Genomic DNA, 4,950 nt, shown 5'->3' on the forward strand with positions numbered 1-4,950 from the left:
ATCAACTCTTCTACCTAGTGTTGAGGTCATGAACTCTGTTGAAAACTTCTCCTCTAAACTTTCGTTTAAAGTGGGTGCTGGGGAGAAGCCGCCTTTATCCAAGATCGAACTAGCCTATTACCCTCCTCTGCTCAAGGTGGAGAGGGTTGTTGACAAGGGGGTTATCGAAGCTGCTTCTGGAATGGATACGGTCGAGGTTACGCTTAGGTTAGAGAATGTAGCCCCAGCGAATAGCTTGGCAGCAGAGGATTTGACTGTAAACGAAGATTGGTGGCGGGGTAAGTTTGAACTCGTCAGCGGTAATACCTCTAAAAAAGTTGTGACGCTAAAGCCTGGGGAGAAGGTTGAAATCCCATATGTGCTCAGATTAACTGAGCAGATACCATCAGATCTTTATGTGGCTGGGGTAAGTACGCCCATAACCTACACCTATAGGCTCGGTGACAAGATCTTTAGCGGCAGAGCATATCCAAATGATGTAAGGCTGCTCTTGAATAAGCCTAGACCAACGCTTCTTGTAACCGCTGAGCCAAAAGAGCCTAACCCGATCGAGGCTGCTAACAGATTGGCGGTTAAAATCACGAATGTAGGGACAAGGAGCGCATTTAACGTAACCGTTACTATGGCTGGCAGTAAAGTCGCGTCTAAGCCTGTTCTAGAGAAGGCTGAAAGCTGGGGAGTTGAGGTTCCAGTTAAGCCCGGAACCCTAACTCAACCGCTTCAGCAAGCTAGGGTTTCTGTAAAGTGGGTTGATGAAGAAGGGGAGAAGGTGGTTTCTGCGAACACTCTCACCATCAGGTTCAGCCGCTCCACTTCGGGTGCACCTAAGCTCAGCTTAAGTCAAACGGTGGAGGCTTCTCAGAAAAGAGATGGTTTGGCTGTGAAGGGGGTTGTGAAAGCTTCGGTAGCCTATGCGAACAGAACCTTGATCAAGCTTTCATCGCAGATACCGGAAGGCTTCGAACTCGAAGGAGGTAACTTTACACTCAGCGGGAAGCGTATGGAGGTGTCTTCGGTATTCGATGGAGCGGCTGAGCGGGTCTTTAGCTATATGTTGAGGTCGAACAGGTCTCTCAGCTTCGTCCAACCACCGTTCTTGGCTGAGGTCGAGTGGAGCGGCTTCACTCTCAGGGTTGCGTCAAACTCATACGCCTACGCTGGTGGGCTTAAAGTTACCCAAGAGATTTCAAAGCCCTCAGCATTCAGAGGTTCGACATCAGATGCTAAGGTTTCGATAGTCAACCTAGGCCCGTTCCCTGTCTACGATCTTAAAGTGAGGTCTTTAAATTACTCTTATGTTGCTGCACAGCGTTCAGAGAGAGGTGTTGACGTTTTTGAGGTCGGTCAGACTGTTACACTTGATTTCAACATTCGATACTTGAATGCTGGCACCTATCAATATGCTCCTGTCGTTAGTGACTTCGTTTTTTCAGCACAGAACCAAACCCTGGATGTGCAGCCGATCTCTGTGCGTGTGGAGAACCCTATCAAACTAGCTTTAATCCCACCTAGCTCGCTTGTTGAGAAGCAAGAGGCTACCCTCACATTTACCATCTCCAACCCGTCCTCGCTCTCAGTGTATGATGTGGAGGCAGAGGTTAGGTTGAGTGGCGCTGAGACACCAGATACACCTATCGTGATAAGGGTTGCTGAGATCAAATCTGGGCAGACCTTTAACAAGACGGTTCAGATCATACCGTCTTCGGTGCTACTCCTAAAGATCGCTTCCAAAGTCAACTTTATCTTTGAAGGCGAGGTTCTTGAGGGCGAGGCTTTTGAGACACAGTTAGCGGTCGCTGAGAACTTGCAGATGAGATACGCTCTACCAGTCGCTATAGGTGTGGTAGCCATAGTACTCACCGCCTATCTTTCACGCCAAAAAGTCGTGAAAGAGCCTCAAGTGGATGAGCAGAGGAAGAAAGCTGTTGACGTATGAAGATGTTATCGTTGAGGCGCTTGAGCGTGCTAAAAGAAGGTTCGCTGAAATTAGGGTAAGTGGCGAAGCGGCCAAAGTTGTTGGGAGAGGTGCGTCTGGAGATAAGACGCTTCTGCTCGATAAGGCTCTTGAAGACGAAATACTAACGCTTTTGAACGAGCGGCTAGAGAGCTGCTTCATAATCTCAGAAGAAGCTGGTTTTGTTGGAGACCCCTCTTCCGAGCTAACGGCGCTCGTCGATCCTGTTGATGGTAGTACAAATGCTGGGCGTGGGATACCTTTCTTTTCGGCGAGTGTTGCAATAGCAAGTGGTAGAAGATTTTCTGATATAGTAGCTGCTGGCACCATAGATCTGGTGAATGGTGAAATCATAGTGGCATCGAAGGGTAGGGGGTGTAAGGCTGATGGTAAAGAGGCACAACCATCGAAGATAGATGATTTGGGCGCAGCTGTTATCTCGCTTAGCCTAAGAGTTAAGGGGCAGTATAGGAATGAGCCACACCTGTTAGTCAACCTCATAAACAATATAAAACATCCGCGCATCCTCGGCACAGCAGCCCTAGAGACGGCGTATGTTGCTGTGGGTAAGGTGGATGGCTTCATAGAACCTTATCCTAGGCTAAGGACCTATGACTGCTTGCCCTCACTATTCTTGGTCAAGGAGGCTAAAGGTGTGTTCAAACTGCTCAACGCGGCAGAAGACATCGACCTAAGAAGTAATGTGACGCTGGGCTATGTTGCGGCTGGCTGCCAAGCTCTCTTGGTTAAGATTTTGAAGCTAATGGTTTAAAAGGCTAATTAATGGGCTGGTTTAAGGGTATATTTGGTCTTGCTGGAGGAAAGGTCTGCTGGCGCAATAGTTGTACACAGATCTGATAGCATGATAGAGTACCTTATTCTACACTACCCAGCTGGGCACTGGGACTTTCCGAAAGGTAATGTTGAGAAGGGTGAGAGCGAGCTAGATGCTGCTATCCGAGAGATCGGCGAGGAAACAGGTTTAACCGATCTGAAATTCATCAACGGCTTCAAGAAGATGATACAGTATTACTATAGGAAAGGGGATCAGCTGGTGAAGAAGACCGTAACCTTCTACTTAGCGGAGAGTAAGACAAAAGATGTTAAGATATCCTTTGAGCACCAAGGGTATGTGTGGCTCCCCATAGATGAAGCCTTGGCGAAGGTAACCTATCAAAACGCGAGAAACGTCTTAAAAGAGGCTCATCAATTCCTAACGGAAACAAATCAGTGAAATCAGCGCGCTACCCAACTCCACTCCCTTAATCTCCTAGCTTCGGCGACGCGGTCTGATGAGTCGATTATGGATCTACCCACTATCAGATAATCGGCACCAGCGTTGAGCGCCTCTAACGCTGAGCCACCCTGCACACCTACACCCGGTGAAAATATGGGTAACGTGTTCTTTATTAAAGCGGCTACTTCTTTTATTATGCTCGGTCTGGTGGCGCCTACGATGATCCCGTCAGCACCCCATTTCAAAGCCCTTTCAGCGAAGAGCCTATAGAGCGGCTTCACCAAGCCTGATCTCAACGTGATCTTTAGCCCGTAGCCTTCTGAGGCGCCTTTGTGGCTCATGTAGGTGAGGAAGATCACACCCATGCCTCTTCTATGCGCCTCCTCTATAGTAGGCTGTAGAGCCTCTCGGTAGCCCACTATCGGATTCGCTATGAATGCATCAAACCCGGCTTCGTAAAGTAGCTTCACAACCTTTAAGTTGGTGGAGGAGATGTCGTTAAGCTTAAGGTCTGCTATCGTCTGCAGTCCCTTACGATGAGCAGCATCAACAACACGCCTAAGATCCGTTAGGGCCAAAGGTAAAAGGAGATGGTAGTTAATCTTCACAGCAGCCAACTCACAACCAATCTGCTCGACAAGATCTAACGCCGACTCTAACAAGCCCTCTTCTACGTTGAGGTCCAACGCAAGCACAAGCCGACTCTTATGGGATTCAGAAGAGTCTTCTAAACGTTCTCTAAACGAAGTGGTTAAAGGGACACCAGCGGATGTGAAGCCTTTAACTTAATAACTTTGACGTAAACATAGCCGTGTTCCTCCAACCTATCCGTGTAAGATAACTCAGATGAGTTTGTCGAGTATCTTATGAAGCGCCCGCTAGGTTCCTTATCTAACCAGCAGTAGAAGAAGAGAGAGGTCTCATCAAATTCATCTAAGCGGGTGAAGACGCCAGCAACCCACTCCCCATCTACTCTATATGCGAAGATAGGTAGAGGTGATTCTTCGAAGAGCATCCTGTATGCTGCAACTTTAGCTAAGCTGACCAGATCCGCTACCTGTATAGAGGGAATCTTTTCGAGCTTCCTCCCCTCATTTTGCTCAAAATCCTTAGATAACTTATGCACAGAAACGATGGGGGTGTAGATGATGAATGAAGGGGTGTTAGAGATGCGTACCTCCTCTAGGCCAGCTGAGTTACGATATTCAAGAAAGTGACCAGACTTATCTGAAGAGGCGTAGTAAAATACTGGGCTGTTAAAGTATGTATCCACGTGAACCGCTAACCTTAACCCCACTTTAGATGGGAAGGAGAAGACGAGCATAGGTACGCGTTCGAGTGCGCAGGATAATCTACCCAACTCCTTTAAGTCGAGGAGCTCCACGAATATAGGTGCGCCCAGCTTCTTATGCACGCCCATCACCCTAAACTTCATCCCCGTGTTAAATAGGTTTTTACCTAACCTCTTCACCAACCCACTCTTAGGATGGTAAAGAGGATTAAAGTTGGGTGCTGCGGTTTAGCCGGGCTATCCCTCCTAGAGTACTCAAAGAGGTTTGAGGTAGTTGAACTGCAGTCCACCTTCTATAAGCTGCCTTCGCCTGAGACTGCAGCGAGATGGAGAAGAAGTGTTGCAGAGGGGTTTGAGTTCACCATGAAAGCTTTCCAAGGGATCACACACCCTATATCCAGCCCGACTTGGAGAAGAGCTGGTAGCCAGAAGCCGAAGGAGAATCAAGAAGCTTATGGGCATCTACAA

The 4,950-nt window shown here is 48.0% G+C and carries 6 protein-coding genes; 4 read left to right on the forward strand and 2 right to left on the reverse strand.

The window, feature by feature from the left end:
- The first annotated feature begins 28 nt into the window (after positions 1-28).
- From HA494_05245 to HA494_05255, 3 genes are read left to right on the forward strand one after another with little or no spacing between them, the layout of a single operon-like run.
- Complete coding sequence (locus tag HA494_05245; protein ID NHV97177.1) at positions 29-1,936, forward strand: hypothetical protein; 1,908 nt, start codon at positions 29-31, stop codon at positions 1,934-1,936.
- Positions 1,905-2,726 (forward strand): hypothetical protein, encoded by an 822-nt coding sequence (locus HA494_05250; protein ID NHV97178.1) that lies wholly within the window; start codon positions 1,905-1,907, stop codon positions 2,724-2,726. The genes HA494_05245 and HA494_05250 overlap by 32 nt, the downstream gene beginning before the upstream one ends.
- 39 nt (positions 2,727-2,765) lie before the next feature.
- Positions 2,766-3,188, forward strand: coding sequence for an NUDIX domain-containing protein (locus tag HA494_05255; protein ID NHV97179.1), 423 nt, complete (start codon positions 2,766-2,768; stop codon positions 3,186-3,188).
- A 2-nt stretch (positions 3,189-3,190) separates the two neighbouring features.
- On the opposite strand, the gene HA494_05260 is transcribed toward HA494_05255, so the two are convergent.
- Together HA494_05260 and HA494_05265 are read right to left on the reverse strand one after the other, a co-directional pair.
- Positions 3,191-3,886, reverse strand: coding sequence for an orotidine 5'-phosphate decarboxylase (locus tag HA494_05260; GenBank protein ID NHV97180.1), 696 nt, complete (start codon positions 3,884-3,886; stop codon positions 3,191-3,193).
- A 56-nt stretch (positions 3,887-3,942) separates the two neighbouring features.
- Complete coding sequence (locus tag HA494_05265; GenBank protein ID NHV97181.1) at positions 3,943-4,665, reverse strand: hypothetical protein; 723 nt, start codon at positions 4,663-4,665, stop codon at positions 3,943-3,945.
- 12 nt (positions 4,666-4,677) lie between these two features.
- On the opposite strand from HA494_05265, the gene HA494_05270 reads away from it, so the two are divergent.
- The coding region (locus tag HA494_05270; GenBank protein NHV97182.1) for a DUF72 domain-containing protein at positions 4,678-4,950 on the forward strand (273 nt) is incomplete at its 3' end.

It is taken from the genome of Nitrososphaerota archaeon, from assembly GCA_011605775.1.
Lineage (GTDB): Archaea > Thermoproteota > Nitrososphaeria > Nitrososphaerales > JAAOZN01 > JAAOZN01.

What these genes read in the sequence shown, in the direction of transcription:
- HA494_05245 (NHV97177.1), top strand. Translation starts at nt 29, where the DNA reads ATGAACTCTGTTGAAAACTTCTCCTCTAAACTTTCGTTTAAAGTGGGT.
- HA494_05250 (NHV97178.1), top strand. Translation starts at nt 1,905, where the DNA reads ATGAGCAGAGGAAGAAAGCTGTTGACGTATGAAGATGTTATCGTTGAG.